Below are 19,611 nucleotides of genomic sequence, written 5' to 3' on the forward strand. Positions count from 1 at the left end.
CCTGAATATAGGTAAAAATAATAAGGCCTCAGTAAAGGCCTATTTGATCAACAAGGCCATTAAAGATATGAATGATTGCAAAACTTATGATAAAGACTCTACTTTTAATACTTAGTATTGTTTCTTTCAGTTCATATGCAAAAAGCACCCAATTAACTGAAACCGACAAAGCAAAATTGCTTGAGGCATACTTCAACTCTTTTCAAAAGCCATATATTATTGATGGCGCTAAGTTCCAATCACTAAGAGCAACTCAGTGGCTAAGCCAAGTTCGCGCTTTATTTGAGCCGATAAAGTCCTCTTATAATATTTATAGGTCAAGATCTGTAGGTGCTACCTTTTCAGGAACATCCCCTACAGATATTACTTATATCGAGCCCGTTGCAAACAGTGAGTATATTGGTGAATTAGTGTGGTTAGAAAGTGAAAAAAATTGCTCACAAAAGAAATGGAGTGACGTGCCATTTTTATCTTCTCCAATCGTTGACCCTACATTATATAAGATATTGTCTAATTTAGACTCACTATTAAATGCAACGACCAAAAGTAATGTTGAAACCAATTTAAAAAAAGAGAAAATTCTCAGCTTTAAGAAACATCCAATAATATCAATTGGTGTGGAACGAGACATAACTAATTATTATTACAAGATCAATATCGGAAACGACACATGCACTCACCTAACAATCTACACATTAATAAATGAAGACTCTTTCGAAGTAAAAAGTGCCTATTTGGCAATGTGTTAATCATGCGAACAACCTACCTTACTCTCAATAAAAATAAAGCAATATATCTATCAACTTAACATTAGAGACGAAGTGACTTTAAGGACAAAAGTATAGGGAAATAAATTAAAGAGACACGATCCAAACAATCATGTCTCTGAGAGAATCAATTGATATTAGATAAAATTGAAAAGATTTACATATCAATCATCATCATTTTCAAAACTGAAACGCTCTGGTAATTCACTTAATGGTCGTCCTTGGCTTGGCGCTCTAAGCTTTGCACTACCATCAACCAAAGAGCTCACGTATTCATAAGCAAGATCACCAAATACTGGACATACTTCAGCACTTTGATCTACTGCAGCCTGAAAATGCACGCCACCCCAAACACGGCTCTGACCGCACTCTTTTGCAAAATCAGTCCAATTATTATAAGAGATTACAATGTCATTTTTAGGTGTGACGCCAGGTTCTACTCTTGATGAACCAGCAGGAATTGGCAGGTAATAAACCATATTGTCATCACCAAAATGTTTTCTTAAAGATTGCGCATGGGCATTACAAAAACATGCTGTCGCTGAAGGGTATTCTGGATGGTCTGCTTCTTCCAAATAGCTATGCCATTCTTCACCTTGCATACTGACAGTGCCCTTTCCTGGACCACCCCAGGCTTGCACAGATTCGTCTTTGTATAGCTTTCTAATCGCACTAAATGGCCTAACAGCATCAAAACGATACTTTTCTTGCCAAACAAAAATACCTGCATCAAATGCCGCTAAATTTGTCATAAAACCGATTTGGATGAATTCAAGTAAGGATAGATTTCTCGGTCCAATATTGCTCGAAAGTGAATATGATAAAGAACGGAATTTATCATCAAACAACTCAGCTTTAATTTTTTGCTCATCCGTTAAATTCGCAGAGGCGGCCAATACTTCTTTGGCTTGTTTACGGTATGCACGCTTATTTTTGAAATTACTGTTGTAAGGCGGAGGTACTTCAAAATCATTTGGATCATCATATGAATAAGGTTCTGCAAGCGCAAACTGTGGTGTGACAAACTGCTGAATTTTATATAAACCTAGCCCTTTACGTTGCATATCTGGCTGCCAATGCGAAGGACTTTTCAATTTATATGCAGTATTAAGCGGCTTATATTGAGTATAATCGGCGTATGGCATCGGATTATACTGTTTATTTGTATCACCCTCTTGGTTCATACCGTCAAACTGTCTCCCAGCTACAACCGCAAAACCTGCCGCATTACCTATCCCTATCGGGGTATTTAAGTCAGTACTGTTGTTGTCGGGATCCAGCCCAATGTCCAATAACATTTTACGCCAAGACGCTTTATAAGTTGGCATAAAGCTATTTAAAACTCGATAAGAGGCATAAATAACCGCGGTATTAATATTTCGGTTGGTTGCCTCTTCTGCTGGCCTGCGTCCTAAATGGGAATACACACCGACCGCTGTTGGGTGATAAGGGGCGCTTGCGTCATACCACGCATTCGTAATTAAGACGCCAAAGCGAAAGAGCAAAGAGGCATCACCGTAATTTGCCGATACATGCTCTTTTAATTCATCAAGACTGCCCCAACCAACGACATCCAAAGCGCCATTGTCTTTATCAAAGTCAAACTCATCAAGATGATTTGCTTGTACATGTGTAACACAAATGAGTGAGAGTAAAAACACGCTGATATTGCGCAGCTTCATCAATTTTCGTATTTGATGAAGTAAACTTATCTTCGAAAGATATTTATTCATTTTTAAAAGTTCCTTTTGTTGGTGTATATGCAAAGAGCAAAGCAATACTGCTTGCTTTGACTTCACTGGTTATAAACTGCTTGTTTCACAAAAGTACCCGCTCAGAATTTTCTAAACTAATGCCTGCTTTCAAACATATTCCGATACAACTTAAATCAAAAAAAACTCTATTAAAAGCAGCGTACCCTCTAAGCTATGGCACCTACTCTTATGAGAGAAAACAACTCACAACGTAATTACCGTAAAAATTAATTCATAACCTGTGAGCCTAAAATCACAGCACTCGACGAAACAAATGTTTAATAAAAGACTCAACTCATGGTTACTCAGTGAAAAGAACGCACCTGCCAGTCGACGGTAATCTAAAGTCATCGAATAAATCGAAGGAAATACCTTGAAATGACAAGTAATTTAGCAAATGGCTAGAATACAGATGGAAGCCTAGGTTTATCGTTATGGATAAATGGAAAGCAACATAGACATAAGGTTCCAAAGTTCAATTCGCATTTACAGATTTGGAGTTTCTATTGAGGTGATTGATTAGTGTCGAGAGTAAAAAATGAGGTTAGCGATTATCGAAATATCACAATTTTATACAGATTTAGGTCTGGGGTGACTTTATTTAATCAATCGCCCGACGAGCAGTTAAATTAGCTTCAAAACCAACAAGTCCACAGCCTGTAACGATTAAAATCAAAGCTGCATACCATGAGAACTTAATATCTGAGCTTGCCTTAATTAACGCCTTATTCTTTAGCTTGACGCACTCTTTACCGAAAATCATTGGGTAAAAATCGTCAAGTTGAGCCTCATAAAACGCTTGAAAAGATGGCTTTCCCCAAGAAATCCAGTTTGCTTTTTCCTGCTCTAACCAAGCTCGATAAAAAACCTTACAAAAATAATAGTTCAAAGCAATAACAGCCGCGAGTATCACTAAAATACAGACAGCGATGATATCAAACATATTGAGCACCGATTAAATCGTTCTGATAAAAGGATAATGCAGAAAACAAGCAAGCATTAAGAACCGAGCTAGGGACTAAACTGCGTTTCTAATGCGACTTCCTGATTATCAAACACCTTGGCATAGCCACCGACCTTGACCTCACTCACCTGCCCGTTGTCTAATTTGATAGTCGCTGAAATTTCAGACGCGCATTCCATGGCACGGCCTTGCTCAAATAGATAGTCAATTGTTGTGTTTGAGTCAGAGTTAATGTGCTTAGTTAAATAACACGCAAGGGCACCACTGGCGCTGCCTGTTGCAGACTCCTCAGGGATACCAAAAAGTGGCGCGAAATTTCTGCAACTGGCAGTGTAATTAGACCTTGAATCATTCAATTCAAATACATGCGCGCCAACCAAGTTATGTTTTTTGCAAAATTCACTCATCAAATCTTCGTTGAGCTTCACTTTATCTAGATAACCACTTGGTACTGGTACTATCATATCTGCAAGCCCTGTCGTGACAACTTCGATGGGCAAGTCTGTAGATGCCAACACGTCATCATCCAAACCGATTAAGGGCGAAATTACTTGGTATGAAAAGCTGCCTAAAAAGTCAGGTAATCGCTGCTGCATGACGACTTGTCCATTAGGTGCAATATGCACTTCGAGTATACCGGCCTTGGTTCTTTGTACGTATTTTCCAGCGCTAATCATGCCCTGCTCAAACATCACTGAAAATGCAGCCAATGTCGCATGCCCGCAAAAATCGACTTCTTCGGTTGTTGTGTAAAACGTCAGTTCAAAATCCACCTCTTTATCGCGGGTAACAAAAGCTGTTTCTGAAAAGCCAACAACTTGGGCTATCTGTAATTTTTCTGCACCTGATAAATGCTCAGCATTCAATACCACGCCAGCGGGATTACCACCCGACCCCTCTAACACAAATGAATTGACCAAAAACGTCTCTACTTGCTTCAAACTAGACCACTCCAAGATTTATGTCATTGATTTTATGTGTTTTTGTAAAATGAGCACACTCATTATTTGACACCGTATGTGACTTTTGCGCTTTCAATTTGCTCGGCTTCAGTAATACTAGGAAACAGCTTGTAGCTGGGTGCTACGATGGGCTTAACCTTATTCACCGTAATATGAATAATGCCCGCAACCGGATATTTATCCCCTGTTATAGGCATTATTTCTTTAAAGAGTACAGGAAAATGGCTGTCAGATTTAGCGACATAGTTTGCTTTACCATAGAATTGAAAGCCCTTTTGCGTAAACACATCCACACAGCTTACGCACACATTATCGTTATGTTTTATATTGCGCACACTATTTGCTGATGCAATATTGGCTATGAGCAGTTCATTGTCTTTATAGCTAACAAACACTTCTTTGGGAGACACACTTGGAGCCCCGTCTTTGTCAACAGTTGCCAACCAACATAATACGCTCTGGTGAATTGATGACTTAACTTCTTCTGTAAACATGATCATTCCTTTAAATAAAAATGAGTTACACAGCAAATCTCGTAAACTTATCTTACTACTTGTCCTGCTCTAATATAATTGCACGTACCGCAGGCCTAACAACACTCAAAATCAATACAATTATCACCACTGCGCCCATAGCAAGCCTTACAACTTTCAAAAACCAAGGTTGCTCCCATATATTTACATTGGCTTGTTCACGTGTTTTTTGTTCTATTAAGGCTTGATAAGCTTCATCTAAGTCACTGTACTGAGTGATTTTTGGATAATTAATGACTATGCCCGCTTGAGCCAATGAGACACGCGCCAGCTCAGTGTTTGCTTGGTCAACATACAGGATATGATTTTTAACGTCGGCATAATATGCAATTCGCTCTTGGTCAAGTACATCAGCAATCAGTACCGTATCAACCAAACGCATATCTTGAACAAGTGGCCTAAATGCGGGGTTGTCTTGCTTTGCCCACACAATGATAAATACCGCAAATATGACAGATGATGCCAGTACAAGTAAAAGCTTATTGTGTCTTGTGATGTTCAGCATTTTGTTACTCTATTCTTGTTATTATTAGAAGACTTACTTATCTAAAGCTGCCATAAACCGTGCTCATTTGCACCTAAAATGTATATGGCAAACTGACCTTTACCAGGTATTTCCATCGGTGGCATTGCAATTTTTGCCCCTAACGCCTGCACTTTACTCACCGCTTCATTAATGTCGTCCACCAACCAATACGGGCGAATTATTGGAGACTCAGTCTCTCGAAGTGGCGCTCGTACCCCCACTAAACTGCCGTCATCAAGCTGGCAAGTTTTTGCACCACCTAGCAGCGGTTCTGGATCAGAGAAGGTTTTTTGGTATGTTGTTTCGTAAACTTTCACCACGGAATCAACATCTTCAGAAACGATTTCTAAGTAATGTACTTTCATGAGCTTCCTCCAAGCATTTTTACTTGAGTATTTAAGTTAAGTTTAGATAAAGCCTCAACATATCTTTATGCTGTATACCGTTTTCAAAAATTGGCTTAGCGTAATTTTGTAAAAAATGGTTTTTAACTACACAATCAACTCTAAACCCCAATCTTTGATAATAGGTGAGTTGATAGCCAAAAGTCCCTGTACCAAGCTCAACACGTTCAATTTTTTTAGACTTCAATTGAGCAATCACATATCTTAATAATTGAGTTCCAAGCCCCTTGCCCTGCCGATTGAGCACTACTGACATATTATAAATTTCAGTGTGCCTGCAATTCACTTCACTAACCACACATGCCCCAACAATCTGTTGCGCGTCGACGGCCACAAAACACCACGCATCTTGTAAATAGGACAATATGTTGTCTTTGCTCGGATCGGCTTCAAGCAGCAATTCAATAGGCACATCACTACTTTTAACTTCCTTATACTCCAATTTACACACCTTACTATTTATGAAGAAGACGAGGCTTTACACATTCACTTTGTTCTTTTTCAAGTGCACGTTTTTGTTTTTCTTTTACTTCTGCCCAACTACCCCCTTGCTCAATCGCTGATACTCGTTGCTCATATTTATTCACGGCACGCTTAACTATAGAGTCCATATCTATCCCAGCCTCTTTTTCGAGGGCGAGGATGATGTTTAAGTAGTTCCAAAGAATGTCGCCTAATTCATCTTCTAAATGGCATTTTCTTTCTTTTGGAATTTCTACCAGTACTTCAGCGACTTCATCTTGTAAGGCGGATAAATACGTATTTGAACCTGAATACCAGCTATTCGTTTGGTCAAAAATGAACTTTCGCTGTGCAATTGCTAGTAAGTTTTCTAAATCTGGCATCTTTATCTCACCTCAGGCTTTGAACTTTAAGCGTATGATGTTTGGCGACTAAAAGCTAAATCGGCATTGAATGGACGACCATACCTATGCTTATTGCTTAGAAACATACCACCCGACCATTTGATTTAACCTAACTTTGCCATTATTTACATATTGGCAATTTTTCTATTTTAGGTAAAATACAAAAAAATTAAAACAAATAAGGACATAAAAACCTGAATTTATAATTATGTTTACACATTTTTCTCTCATTCGGCTTATTGCCTACTATTTTCTGTCAATGATTCTAATGTCATTGCCATTAGCGTTATTAGTTTATTCAAACACGTCCGATTCATTCTTGACCCTACCCAATGCCCATACCAAAGTGCTTCTCGATATAACATCGTGTGTGCTTATACTCACGCTAATTATGCGTTTTCTTACACCTAAGCAAAGGCGCATAGCCTTTTCAAGTACAGCATCAAGAACTGAGTACGCCTATATGATAGTATTCGCCTTGGGGCTACTCTGTATGCATTTTGCCACTGCAGACATCTTGCAATTGTATTCGCACATCGACTTTAAGTTGGTTAACGACAATTTGGTAGATACCAACATCTCACCGCAAGACGATCATTTTATTTTCTACATGTGTGTACTATTCGTCAGCTTAGTGATCGTGGTACCTATTTTTGCAGAAGTCGTATATCGAGGTGTATTGCTAGACAGGCTGTATATAAAGCTTTCCCCGCTGTGGGCCATTGCTTTAAGCTCGCTCTTATTTGCTTCTATCTATAATAATTTTATTGGCAGTCTCATTTTGGGTATTGTTTTATGCCTAATTAGGTTTAAGTATCGAACACTTGCCGCCCCTATTTTTATCCATATGCTGCATAACTTGATTGTATACTGCCTTATTTTCACCTCTTATTTTGTGAGTTTAAGCTGCATTCCAATCATCTCTGGCTTAGAGAGCGACCCCAATATCGCAACCATTACGATATTGCTCAGTATTGCCACGCTGATTATTGGCACATATTGTTATTATGTCCTTCGCGACATCCCTAAAAGCAAGTTTAAAAAGCGTACTCGCTCTTTGCATAAAACGCCTCTACAGCAAACAAATTAATGAGAGAAACTACATACAAAATAATCTGGTTGGAGCTAGTCTCTATCTAGCTCCACAGCGCTCAACATTAAATTTATAATAACCTACCCAACACGCTACCCTAGATTTTCAATTCCCGCTATGATGGCAGCTGCATATGCTTAATCATTACAAATGCCAAGGACTTAAGGAATTTTTATGCAAAGTATCAGTACCCTCTTTTCTGAGCAATTTAGTCAATTACAACCCTACAAAGCTGGCTTAACAACCGAAGCGATACAAGAACAATATGGCCTTGAACAAGTACACAAGTTTGCCAGTAATGAATCCCCATTTCCGCCTTCAGAATTGGCAATGCAAGCAGTCGCTGAGGCAATGCATGCTAGTAATCGCTACCCTGATTATCAAAAGCTTCGTTTGGTTATTGGCGAGCAATTTCAGCTTTCTACAAGCAACGTGATACTTGGGTGTGGTTCAATCAATATTCTCGATATCATTTTTCACGCTTTTAACAGAAAAGGCAGCAACGCTGTTTTTACAACATGTAGCTACTTCGCATACCCACTACTTGCACAAAAATCAGGCATTGACGTAAAACTTGCACACACTGACGAAAACCTAGGCCATGTCGCACACAATTTGTTAGCTCAGTGCGACGAAAACACCAGCTTATTGATGATTGACAACCCAAGTAATTTTTCCGGCAGTGCGCTCGATGCAAAAGAGTTAGAATACATCCTTGGCAATGTCCCAAAGCATACTTTGGTTGTGCTTGATCAAGCATATGAAGAGTTTACTGATGCATCCCCCTTATCCATTAAAAGCCAAACGTTTACAGAACACCCAAACCTAATTGTGACGCGGACATTTTCCAAAGCATATAGCTTGGCAGCGCTGCGTATTGGTTATGCACTTGCTAACTCGGAAATAATAGACTGGTTAAATCGAGGACAACAGCCTTTCCCAGTATCAAACTTAGGCATTGCTGCCGCCATTGCCTCATTGCAGGACAAAGCATACAGTGACATGGTGATTAACAGCGTTAAACAAGGCCGTAAATCACTGGCTGACGGACTCAATCAGCTTGGGTTAAAGTGCTACCCTAGCCATTCAAATTTTGTATTGGTCGAATTTGGCGAAAACGCAGGTAACACGTATCAACAGTTATTGGAGATGGGCTATATCACGCGCCAAATGCAAGTATACAAGCGGCCAGATCTCATCCGTATTTCTGTTGGGAATAACGAAGAAAACACCAAGTTACTCAGCGCGCTCAAAACACTACTCAATCCATAGCTGATACTCAAAAAACAACCATGAAGGGGCAAACACCTTCATGGTTGAGTCTGTACGTTTAAAGCTTAGTTATTGGCGTGTGCGCACCAAGTCCCGAGCCATAAACAATGGCATTCAGCAGCAATCGATTAGTGGCAAGTGTAGAGCCCCTAAATACCGGTTGACCAGAGAATAAAATGATTTGCCCGTTGCCTTTTCGCTCACGAGTCAAATAGGCTGAGTTAGCAAGGCGTTTACTGGCCTCAGGCCATAACAAGCCACTCATACGTAGTGTCAGCTCTTGCTTTTGGGGTAACGTCGCCCAGCCCACTTTACGCGAAACGGGTTTATCTTTTGCCTCTTTGACGTGTTTTTTCCACGCACTGGCATCCATTTCTTGATAGCTACCAAACCTTACCGCGGTTTCAACGCGTCCTTTACTCATCAAGATAGGATCTCTTGCTGTTAAAACAGGGATCACAGGCGGCGCACCAAAAGTAAGCCAATGTTTTTGATCCGTTCTTGCAGCGACAATCGCGCCAGACGTTCTAAATTGAGCAAGCCACTCATCTTGCTTTTTCAGCTGCTTTTCCGACAGCGGCTTTGCTTTAACATCCCAAGGATAATTGACTGTATCTACCGCGTTATGCTGCCAAATATTGCTGATTTCTGGGTAGCTGTCTTGCTGTGCCAACCATTCTCTTTGCAATGCGATGTCGTATTGCTCAATCTCTTTAAATGCGTCTTTTATCTCCCGCACTTGGCTTAACTTTGCTTTCGGGTTGGTCAACTGAGGAACAGAGCCATCAATCGCAATGAGTGTGCCGCCGGACTCAACCCAATTGTTGATAGCAGATAATTCGCTCTTTCCTAATTTACTGCGCCAAGTTGAAGGTAAAACGAGCGTGTTGTATCGCCTTAAATCTGTCCAATTAAAGTGATTACTATCAATATGTGAGTGGCGAATACCTAAGTTGCTGTCTATGCTGTGCCAAATTGCACCAAAGTCCAGTGAGCTTACGCCGCTGCCATGTAAAATCGCAATTCTCGGTTGCGCCAATACTTTAAAGTGAGAGCCACCAAAATCAGGTAAATCACCTTCTCCGTGCCCACCAGCAACTGCGTGCGCAGTAACATGCATTTCTTTGGCTGTTTTTTCGACTACCGCATCTAAATCACCTGTGAAAAACTCATTGTCATAACGCGAAACAATAATGGAACCACGGCTGATATTCACATCATCCAGCACAGTTTCTTTATCAATAATGCGTGTTGTCACGCCGCGCTCCATCAGCCGTGCTGCAAAGCCAACAGATGCATCATCTTGACCGTCAATGACGTACGCCAAAGCGTTCTCTTTTTTAATGATTGGCGGGCGCTGCTCAGGGGCTTCATAAGGGCGAATATCTTCGCTAATGTCTTCTTTAACAGTCAGTGCTTCAAGGCCGTACATCATGGAGATATTCCACGCTGTCGCGTCATACATCAAGCTTGAACCATTTCGCAATAAGCGCTGACGCTCTTCAACTAATACCTCATCTGTAATTTTTGCGTCAAACTCCAGCATGGCTGACACCAACCGACCTTGCGATTGGCGATTACGGATCAGTAGCGTGCCAACTGGCAGTTCTGTTTTAACTTGCTCACCGAGCTGGTTTTTAGCCTTGCTCACTTTAATCGGCTTAGTGCTTTGGTGAAGTTCAAACCCTTGCAGCTGCATTAAATTGACAAACTTGGCCATACGCTGATGGTTTTTAGTTGGTAAAATAGCAAAAGTTTGATCTGCAAACGGGCTGTCTTTTGAAATGAGTTGACGCTTGTCTTTGACAAAATCTCGATAAATATCTTTGGAGTGTTTTGCTAAGGTTTTAATGTTAGCAATGCTACTAACCAGTTGCTTATCAACCCCTTCTGCATAACTCACTATACGACCATTAGGCTGCATCACGCCGTCTTCTTTGATCCGTGCTTGCTCGTAAAGAATATGAATGGTGCCTCTAAAAGCAGCATAACTCGAATAGCCTGGATATAAGTTTTCTAGCCACTCACCCATATAATAAGGCCAGTTTTCTTTATCTAGCGCATCAGCTTGGTCTTGTTCAAACACTGTGCCCCATTTTCTGATATGTGATGAAAGATTTTTGTTTACCGGCTCTCTTGCCAAACCAAATAAATATGAATCCATCGATCCCATTTCATGGGCATCTATCATTAACTGCGGATTCCATTCATTGATAGAGCGAACAATACCCTGCGTCTCTGGGTGCACACCCAGTGTAAAGTCACGGTTTAAATCAAAAAAGTAGTGATTGCTTCTGCCAGTTGCCCATGCATCTGTATGTAATGTGGACTGCGTGTCAACATTCGGGGCAACGCCACGACGCTGTTGAAGCTGCTTGGTAAAGCGTGCACGACCGTCTGGGTTCATCAAGGGGTCAATAATGATCACGCTTTTATCTAGTAACGTTTCAATATCTTGCTCTTGCGATGCAATGAGTTGATATATGGCGGCAAGTGCCGCGTCACTGCCCGATGCCTCATTGCCATGAATGGTATAAGCCAACCACGATACCGCAGGTAGACGATCAATAATACGCTTTTCTTCAGAGCTGGATAGATTGACCGGGTTTGCAAGTCGCGCTAAGTCTGACTTGATTTGATCAGTGTTAGCCAAGTTTTTTGCTGACGAGATAACCACATAATGTAAAGGTCGCCCTTCATGAGATTGCGCATATTCAACGACTTGCATTCTGTCACTGACTTTTTGCCATGCCGCCAGTGCCTCTGTAATTTGAGCCGGTGTTGCAGCCCGTTGCCCAACAGGGAAACCTAATATACTTTCGGGTGTGGGAATAGACGAGCTCAACTTGCCTTCAACTAAGGGTTTGTTGTAATTAAGCCCTTGTAGCTCGGTTGGTAAGCGCGTGACGCCATCAGCTGCGATGGCACTCATTGCCAAAGTGCTTGCAATGGCAATAGACAATGCCTTATATGAATTGCGCATATACATTGTTGATTTCCTTATTATTGTAATAAAAAAGCGGCTGACCTATTTTTAAACTGTCAGCTTTTTAGACACTATCACTGGCTATTTTTGCGGTCAAACAGTGGACGATAAAGCGAAGAAATATAAGACAAAACTCGGTCTTGATAGCAAGCGTTTTAAGAACTGGTACATACCTACCAGTTCAAACCATCATTTGCGGTGGATGGATTTAGTCAACGCTAAACTCTTTCAATACGTCTAAATCCACATACTCCAAGACTTTTTCATGCGTTGCACTGAGCTTAACTGGTGGTGCAAACCCCGCTATATACGCTTCTTTCCATCTAAGGGCACATAAACACCAGCCGTCACCTGGCTTTAAACCCGGAAACTGATACTGAGGCGCTGGCGTACTTAAATCATTGCCTCTTGCTTTGGTAAATGCCAAAAACTCTGCAGTGACGATTGCACACACCACATGTGTACCATGGTCCATGTCATTCGTATTACAAAACCCATCTCGCATAAATCCGGTTAACGGATCAATACAGCATACCTCAAGGTCTCCACCCAATACATTTTTCGCTTTCTCTAGCACCATTATTTCGACTCCATTTAATTCGATGATCAATCATGAAAAATAAATGGTGGTACGAGGTACAACTAAATAGGGATTACTTTTTCTGGGATTAAAACCTGCTTTGTTCAATATAAATAGTACGCTAAATCTAATGTCGTTATTGAGCAGTGTTTTGATAGGAATGGAGCAAGAGAGCACAAGCATTTATTATGCATGCGCTCTCTTCAAAAGTTTAAAGCAACACACTACCCCAACTTAAAACCGCCGACTGCCTCGCGCAGCTTTTTAGCACTGGCCATGGTTTTATCAGCTACCTCTTCGTTTTCCACAGCTGTATCAAAGTTATGGCGTGTGCCTTCTGACATTTGCGTCAGATTACCACTTATGTCCTCTGTTACCTTACTCTGCTGCTCTGTTGCCGTGGCTGTTTGCACTGCAACATCCGATACACGTGCTGATGCTTGGGCAATTTTATCCAAGGACTCCAAAGTCTGAGAAGAGCACTCCACCGTTGAACTCGTTGACTCATTGCCTTTTTCAATCGACGATACCGCCTGCTCGACGCCCTGTTGTAAGTTCGAGATCATTTCTTGAATATTTTCAGTTGATTGCTGTGTTTTACTGGCAAGCGTGCGTACTTCATCAGCAACCACTGCAAAGCCTCGGCCCTGTTCCCCCGCTCTTGCAGCCTCAATGGCCGCATTTAACGCCAGTAGATTGGTTTGCTCTGCAATACCGCGTATAACATCTAAAACCGACGTTATATTTGTTGAATCTTCGGCAACTTTAGAGATTGTGTCTGACGCATGTGCAACTACCTCTGATAACTGGGTTATTTGACTCACCGTCTGGTTAGTCACGCTTGTTCCTTCGTCTGTTAGCTCATTCACATGTGATAAATCTTGCGCAGTCAGGCTGGCATTTTTTGCCACCTCTTTAATTGCATAAGACATTTCATTCACAGCAGTAACAATCACTTCAATGGCTTGTAGTTGATTAGAGCACGTATCGTGAATATCTTTAGAACCCCGCTCCAGAGACTCCACCCCTTTAACAACTGACATAGACTCATCAACAATGGTGCGTATTAGCTCTGATAGACCTGCAACAAACTTATCAAATTCATTAGCCACATCGCCTAATTCATCATCGCGGTCTGAGTTAATGCGCTTGGTTAAGTCCCCGTCACCATGACTCATCTCTTTTAGCTGCTTTGCCAAATCATTGAGCGCATTAGCCATTTTTTTAGGCGCTATCACCCCAATGGCAATAATAATCGCAACGACTATGACACTGATCACCCAAATCACGGTCAAAGTGCTGTTTACTTCACTGATAGATTGGTTACTCACCTCGCCACTTATCCTATCGGCGGCCTCACCTGCCAAATTAAAATACTCCCTAAGGCTGTTAAAGCTTTGTGTTGCTACCCCTTCACTTTGGATTATGGCTGCGCTTTTATCACCTTGGCGAATTAAATCAAACACCTTTTGAGAGTCACTGAGCCAAGTCCTGTACTGGTTATCAAAACCCCGAAGCGGTGAGAGCGCACTGGGGTAATCTTGCATTAACTCACGGTATTTGTTCATGCGATCAAGCGCTTGCTGGGCATTTTCTTGATAATCAGCATATAAGCTGTTGTAGCTGCTATCCAAGTTGGTGCTGTACAAGGTGTGCTGCTCTGCTGATAACGCTTGGTATAAATCTCTATCCGCATTGATAACAGCAGATATTGCGGGGTTAAACTTGTTACCAACTTCATTGAGGCTTTTTTCTGTTTTAGATATAAGAAATAGATTGATAGATACAACTGCGATAAAAAACACAGAGATGGCAAAAAACAATGATGAGTATTTGACTTGCAGGCTTTTGAAGTTCATCTAAATTCACTATTTGCTTGTTACTTATTACAAATATAGTTAGAAATAGCGAGTTTTCAGGGGAAATTGGTGTTGAGCTAAGCTTTCTTTAACGCCGACAGCACAAAACACATTCGGAATGCATTAGCAGCTCGTATGCACTTAGCTGTTCGAGCTTTTCAAATTAGACACCGTCTTTATTATGGATGGGGGAAATAAAAACCCCGCATTTGCAGGGCTTGTTTGATTAGATTCTAAATCGGTTTCTTAGGCCTAGACCTATAAGGAATATAAATATAAATGAGAAGAAAGAATGTAAGTAGCCATAGATATAGTAGCTCTCTGGTATTTCGTCGCTAAATATCTTTTTAATACTGTTATTTCGTGCATCTTTAGAGATAGCCATAAAAGGAGTAACAGTGGCCACAGATATGACTAACGCTGTTTTAAACTGAGCATCCTGTTTAGAATCTGCATAGCTTAGAGTGATGTGTGAAAATACAAAAATACTCATCATCAAAAACACAAATGGCCTTAATACACTTTGGCCATAGTTACTAGTTAGCGAGTAAAGAGAGTCCAATATTGATTGCCATGGATTTAATATACCCCACCTGCTAGCTCTTTGCTCATCAGCATGAAATGCTAAAGCCCTTTTTTGGCTTTTATTTGATTCAGCTATTTCTTTTAATCTGCAAAGACGTTCAGCATCATCTGGGTCTATTGCCTTTTCACGCAATGCACCAAGCTCATTTTTTGTTCTCCTGAGATGAACGCCTAATTGGCTCATATCTACGTGGAGATTAGCTTTTGTTTGCCTTAAGTCTGGTACGCACCCGAAATTACCAGACATAATAAGCTGCTTTTCGAATACAGAGCCTTTAAAGTCAAGTGATGTGATATTCTCTGCTTCATCAGGTATGAATGTGAGTGAGGATTCAAACACAGCTCCATTAAATTCCACAACATCACCAAAGGAGGCGCCCGAAATATCTACATTACGACTGAAGACTGCTTCGGAAAAGACTGGTACTCCGCTAAAGACTGCATTAACAAAGCACGCTTCACCGCTGAGGGTTGTTTTGTGAAAGTTCACATCGACGAAGGTTGCATCGTAAAAGTTCGCCAAGCTCCTGAATTGCGCACTATAAAAGTGCGCCGCGCCGCTGAATGCAGCGCTATTAAAGTATACTTCATGAGCGAAGATTGCTTCGCCAAAGTCAGCATCAATACTAAAAGCCGTGTTGCGAAAGTTTGCATTTTTGCTAAAGGTTACCCTGCAAAAGTCCGCTTCACGACTAAAGGTTGCTTTATTAAAGTCCGTTTCGTGGCTAAATTTAGCTTTGAAGAAGCCGGCCTCGCCACTGAAGATTGCTCCGTGAAAGCAAGCCATACCATCAAAGGTTGCGTTATAAAATTGCGCTTCGACGCTGAAGGTTGCGCTGTTAAAGTAGGTGTAGCTGAAGTTCGCTTCGGCAAAGTCCGCTTTATCATGAAAGTTTGCAGTGGTAAAGGATGCTTCACCTCTGAAGATTGTATTTTTAAAGTCTGCTGAGCCGCTGAAAACTGCTTCATCAAAGCGCGCCTCGCCGCTGAAAGTTGCTTTGCGAAAGCTCGTGCAACCATTGAATCGGTAACCCTCAAAACTAAAATATTCACGACCAAAAAAGCTGTAGTCTATTAAGCTCGTTATATTTTCGTTGTCAGGAAAGTGCTCTTTTAATGCCTTATAGCTAAACTCCACCCCTTCAAAACTTACTTCTGCTTTTGGGTTTTCTTCCATCCACTTGTTCCAGGCATCTTTTCCTTCAAGCCAGAGAAGAATAGCCTCATCACCTTCAAGAATTATTTGCTCATCTTGTTCCGTTTCTTGGCTGATGATCCCTTCTATTTCAAATGCCTTTTCCATACTTATATATCTCGTAGTGGTATATGGATTCTATGATACTGATTTAGATGGGTTATTGAATACCTCCCCAATTCAATATGGAGCTTTGTTTGTTTAAACCCTAAACCTATTTCGAAGACCTAAGCCTATCAAGAAGATAAAAACAAATGAGATACCTGCGTGTGCATAGCTATATAGGCCGTAGTCTTCAGGAGGACTATCTCCATAAAGTTTCGCTAAGCCAGCCTCGCGTTCTGTTTTTGATATCGATATAAATGGAGTTACAGTCGCTATTGATACTGTAATAGCAGTTTTAAACTGACCTTCTTCTTTGTGTATGTTTTCTGGTTGTTTAAGGCTGTATGTAGCGAACATTATTATTGATAAAGCTAGATAAAAAACTGGCCTTGCTATGCTTTGTCCATAGTTGCTTGTTGCTGAGTAAAGCATATCTAACATTGATTGCCACGGATTTAATGCTCCCCACCTACTAGCTCTTTGCTCATCAGCATGAAATGCTAAAGCTCTTTTATGATTTTTGTTAGACTCAGCTATTTCCTTTAACCTACAAAGGCGTTCAGCGTCATCTGAGTCAACAGCTTTTTCACGGAGAGCTCCATATTCAGTAATAGACCTTCTCAGATGAACATTTAATTTACTTAGATCTACATGGTGGTTGGTTTTGGTTTGCCTAAAATCAGGTATGCAATTGTAGTTACCTGATATTGAAAACTGTTTTTCAAATATTGCTCCTTGAAAATTGGGAAATACGAAACTTCCTATGTCACGGGGCTCGAAGCGAAAAACGGACTCAAAACAAACGTTTTCAAAACCCATTATTCCCTTCGCTATAAAGGTAGAAAAAAAACTCCCATTTTTAAAGGTCGTAAATGAAAATTCAGCACCACTTTTAAACTCTGACATAGAGAAAGAAGCCTGCTCTAAGAACTTAGCCTTCCTAAAGCTTGAGTGCCAATCAAAACAAGTATGCTGAAAAAGAGCATTACCTTTAAATTTAGCTCCTTCGAAGAAAGATTTATTCCTAAATTCAACGTACCTAAAGAAAGCATCTTTCTCAAAATTTACGTATGACATCCGTGCATATTTATGAAACTTTGAATGGGAAAAATTCACCTCGGCACGAAACTCAGCATGATCAAAAACAGCTACATAACTAAACTCCGCACCTTTGAAGCTAGTCTTCCCACCGAAAACATAGCCTAAAAATTTCACTCGTTTCTTGCTATCAAGCTCTTATAGCTGACTTTTTATGTGTTCTTGGTCAACGAGCTGGTTTTTTAGCCATGCGTAATTAAACTTAACACCTTCAAAACTAACTTCAGCTTTTGGGTTCTGCTCCATCCACTTATTCCAAACATCTTTTCCTTTAAGCCATAAAAGGAGTGCATCATCACCATCTAACTTTGCGACCTTTTTCGGGTGCTCCTCAGGCTCAGTAGTTGCCTCTACTTCTAATTCCTTTTCCATACTTAAATATCTCGTAGTGGTATATGGATTCTATGATACTGATTTAGAGGGGATATGAAATAGAAATGCCCCAATTCAATATGGGGCTTTGCTTGCTTAAATCCTGAACCTATTTCGAAGGCCTAAGCCTACAAGGAATATCAATATGAATGCGGAAAAAGAATACAAATAACTATACAAGTAATACCTTTCTGGCACGCCATTGTTAAAAATTTTATCTAGGCTGCTCTTCCTAGCCTCTCTTGATATGGCCATAAAGGGGGTTATAGTGGCTACAGATACAACAAGAGCTGATTCAAACTTCCCTCTTGCCTCTCGCTCACCGTAACTACAGGTGAACTGCGCAAAAAGAAATATATTAAACATTAATAAGATAACCGGCCTTTTCACACTCTGCCCATAATTACTTGCCAAAGAGTAAAAGCCATCTAAAATAGACTCGAATGTACTAATGCTATTCCATCGTCTTGCTCTCATTTCATCAGCTAAAAACAAGAGAGCCTTATCGTGGTTTTTATTTGAGTCAGCTATTTCCTTGAGTCTACAAAATCGCTCGGCATCTTCTGGGTCTATAGCGCTTTCTAATATTGCTCCGTCATTTTTCTTGCGATTTAACTGAACCTTAAGGTGCTCAACGTCAAAATGGTGATCTATTTTAGTTTGGCGAAAGTCAGGAACACAAGCCAATAAAGCTGATACATTTACGTCGAGCTTAAAATGAGCTCCGTTAAACAGTAACTTCTGAAAATTGCGCTTATTCTCTCTGAGTATTAGTTCAAATGAAGATTCAAAGCGACACTTTTTGAAGGATGCGCTAACCCCCTCAAAGTCACACGAAAAAAACACCACATCTTTATGAAATCGCGAACCTCTAAAGACCAAAGATGAATTAAATGCAGAGTGATAGACTGAAAAAGCACCTTTAACATCCATCGTTCTAAACTGGATTGCTCCACGAAATGTGCAGCCACTTAATTCAAAGCTCTCTGAGAATTTAGAGTTTTGAAATGAAGATATCCTGTACACAGAGCAATTTCTTATATTGAAATCACCTGAAAAACTCCCCCCCGAACACTCGAGTGCTTTATTAAACACGCAGCCTTGGATTTCCACATCTCCACCTATACTTGCGTGATCTAACTTAAAACTTTCCTCAAAGGTGGTGGAGCCAATCATTAATGAGCCAGAAACCTCTATCTCACCCAGCTCACAATCATCCTTAAATGTCGCTTTATCAATTGATAGCGAGCCCGGGAATTTAGCCCTATGAAAGGAGGCCTTTTTAGGGAAAATATAGCCTTTAAAACTGACTTCGGTAATGCTGGTTCTCTCACTAAGCAAAACCGCAACCCTTGCATCCTCGGAATAATTTTTAGTCAGCATTTCATCACTAAAATCTATCCCTCTGAAGTCAACCTCTTCAGGTGTTTTCTCCATATAGTCATTCCAAGCACCTTTCCCTTCCAACCAGAGTCTAATTAAATGGGCGCTTTTTGCTTTAACTACCTTGATATCCATAATGCTACCTTGCTAATCAGATGTTTTATTGATGTTATCATCGAGTAAGGGAGCGCAATAGATCTAAATTTGGGAACAAAACCTCACAGAATAGCGAGGTTAGTTTTAGAAGTGGTTTGTGTATAGCTCTCGCGAGTGTATTCAAATTATGTCAAAATTTGGCCGAATGGAT

At 40.5% G+C, this 19,611-nt stretch carries 18 protein-coding genes; 3 read left to right on the top strand and 15 right to left on the bottom strand.

The features are described from left to right. The first annotated feature begins 71 nt into the window (after positions 1-71). A complete protein-coding gene (locus N477_RS16695; protein ID WP_063362278.1) occupies positions 72-749 on the top strand; it encodes a hypothetical protein in 678 nt (225 codons plus the stop codon). Between the two features lie 182 nt (positions 750-931). On the opposite strand, the gene N477_RS16700 is transcribed toward N477_RS16695, so the two are convergent. The 8 genes from N477_RS16700 to N477_RS16735 all read right to left on the bottom strand — a co-directional run bounded on the left by N477_RS16700 (position 932) and on the right by N477_RS16735 (position 6,755). After that, positions 932-2,500 (bottom strand): vanadium-dependent haloperoxidase, encoded by a 1,569-nt coding sequence (locus N477_RS16700; RefSeq protein ID WP_063362279.1) that lies wholly within the window; start codon positions 2,498-2,500, stop codon positions 932-934. A 622-nt stretch (positions 2,501-3,122) separates the two neighbouring features. Continuing rightward, positions 3,123-3,464, bottom strand: a complete 342-nt coding sequence (locus N477_RS16705; protein ID WP_063362280.1) for a hypothetical protein — start codon at positions 3,462-3,464, stop codon at positions 3,123-3,125. A gap of 68 nt (positions 3,465-3,532) precedes the next feature. Continuing rightward, the gene (locus N477_RS16710; RefSeq protein ID WP_063362281.1) at positions 3,533-4,426 is read right to left on the bottom strand and encodes a PhzF family phenazine biosynthesis protein; all 894 of its coding nucleotides are present in this window, start codon (positions 4,424-4,426) and stop codon (positions 3,533-3,535) included. Positions 4,427-4,488: 62 nt separating this feature from the next. Continuing rightward, positions 4,489-4,941 carry a pyridoxamine 5'-phosphate oxidase family protein gene (locus tag N477_RS16715; protein ID WP_063362282.1) on the bottom strand — a complete coding sequence of 151 codons (453 nt, stop codon included), beginning with the start codon at positions 4,939-4,941 and terminating at the stop codon, positions 4,489-4,491. Between the two features lie 55 nt (positions 4,942-4,996). Continuing rightward, positions 4,997-5,485 carry a hypothetical protein gene (locus N477_RS16720; protein ID WP_063362283.1) on the bottom strand — a complete coding sequence of 163 codons (489 nt, stop codon included), beginning with the start codon at positions 5,483-5,485 and terminating at the stop codon, positions 4,997-4,999. Between the two features lie 41 nt (positions 5,486-5,526). Then, positions 5,527-5,871 carry a VOC family protein gene (locus N477_RS16725; protein ID WP_063362284.1) on the bottom strand — a complete coding sequence of 115 codons (345 nt, stop codon included), beginning with the start codon at positions 5,869-5,871 and terminating at the stop codon, positions 5,527-5,529. A gap of 31 nt (positions 5,872-5,902) precedes the next feature. After that, positions 5,903-6,352 carry a GNAT family N-acetyltransferase gene (locus tag N477_RS16730; protein WP_063362285.1) on the bottom strand — a complete coding sequence of 150 codons (450 nt, stop codon included), beginning with the start codon at positions 6,350-6,352 and terminating at the stop codon, positions 5,903-5,905. Between the two features lie 13 nt (positions 6,353-6,365). After that, entirely contained in the window at positions 6,366-6,755 is a 390-nt protein-coding gene (locus tag N477_RS16735) for a MazG nucleotide pyrophosphohydrolase domain-containing protein (protein WP_063362286.1), read from the bottom strand. A 514-nt stretch (positions 6,756-7,269) separates the two neighbouring features. Here N477_RS16735 and N477_RS16740 point away from each other — a divergent pair. Together N477_RS16740 and hisC are read left to right on the top strand one after the other, a co-directional pair. After that, positions 7,270-7,866 (top strand): CPBP family intramembrane glutamic endopeptidase, encoded by a 597-nt coding sequence (locus N477_RS16740; RefSeq protein WP_063362287.1) that lies wholly within the window; start codon positions 7,270-7,272, stop codon positions 7,864-7,866. A gap of 177 nt (positions 7,867-8,043) precedes the next feature. After that, complete coding sequence (gene hisC, locus N477_RS16745) at positions 8,044-9,141, top strand: histidinol-phosphate transaminase (RefSeq protein ID WP_063362288.1); 1,098 nt, start codon at positions 8,044-8,046, stop codon at positions 9,139-9,141. A 58-nt stretch (positions 9,142-9,199) separates the two neighbouring features. On the opposite strand, the gene N477_RS16750 is transcribed toward hisC, so the two are convergent. From N477_RS16750 to N477_RS16780, 7 genes are all read right to left on the bottom strand, one after another. Beyond that, entirely contained in the window at positions 9,200-12,130 is a 2,931-nt protein-coding gene (locus N477_RS16750) for a M14 family metallopeptidase (protein WP_063362289.1), read from the bottom strand. Between the two features lie 205 nt (positions 12,131-12,335). Further along, positions 12,336-12,707 carry a DUF2237 family protein gene (locus N477_RS16755; RefSeq protein WP_063362290.1) on the bottom strand — a complete coding sequence of 124 codons (372 nt, stop codon included), beginning with the start codon at positions 12,705-12,707 and terminating at the stop codon, positions 12,336-12,338. Positions 12,708-12,931: 224 nt separating this feature from the next. After that, positions 12,932-14,566, bottom strand: a complete 1,635-nt coding sequence (locus N477_RS16760; protein ID WP_063362291.1) for a methyl-accepting chemotaxis protein — start codon at positions 14,564-14,566, stop codon at positions 12,932-12,934. A 226-nt stretch (positions 14,567-14,792) separates the two neighbouring features. After that, positions 14,793-16,454 (bottom strand): pentapeptide repeat-containing protein, encoded by a 1,662-nt coding sequence (locus tag N477_RS16765; protein ID WP_063362292.1) that lies wholly within the window; start codon positions 16,452-16,454, stop codon positions 14,793-14,795. A 93-nt stretch (positions 16,455-16,547) separates the two neighbouring features. Further along, on the bottom strand, positions 16,548-17,666 hold the full coding sequence (locus tag N477_RS16770) for a pentapeptide repeat-containing protein (RefSeq protein WP_063362293.1): 1,119 nt from the start codon (positions 17,664-17,666) through the stop codon (positions 16,548-16,550). 21 nt (positions 17,667-17,687) lie between these two features. Next, on the bottom strand, positions 17,688-17,921 hold the full coding sequence (locus N477_RS16775) for a hypothetical protein (RefSeq protein ID WP_063362294.1): 234 nt from the start codon (positions 17,919-17,921) through the stop codon (positions 17,688-17,690). Between the two features lie 96 nt (positions 17,922-18,017). Then, positions 18,018-19,439, bottom strand: a complete 1,422-nt coding sequence (locus N477_RS16780) for a hypothetical protein (protein WP_063362295.1) — start codon at positions 19,437-19,439, stop codon at positions 18,018-18,020. Between the last annotated feature and the right edge of the window lie 172 nt (positions 19,440-19,611).

Origin of the sequence: Pseudoalteromonas luteoviolacea H33-S, assembly GCF_001625695.1 — a bacterium.
Lineage (GTDB): Bacteria > Pseudomonadota > Gammaproteobacteria > Enterobacterales > Alteromonadaceae > Pseudoalteromonas > Pseudoalteromonas luteoviolacea_B.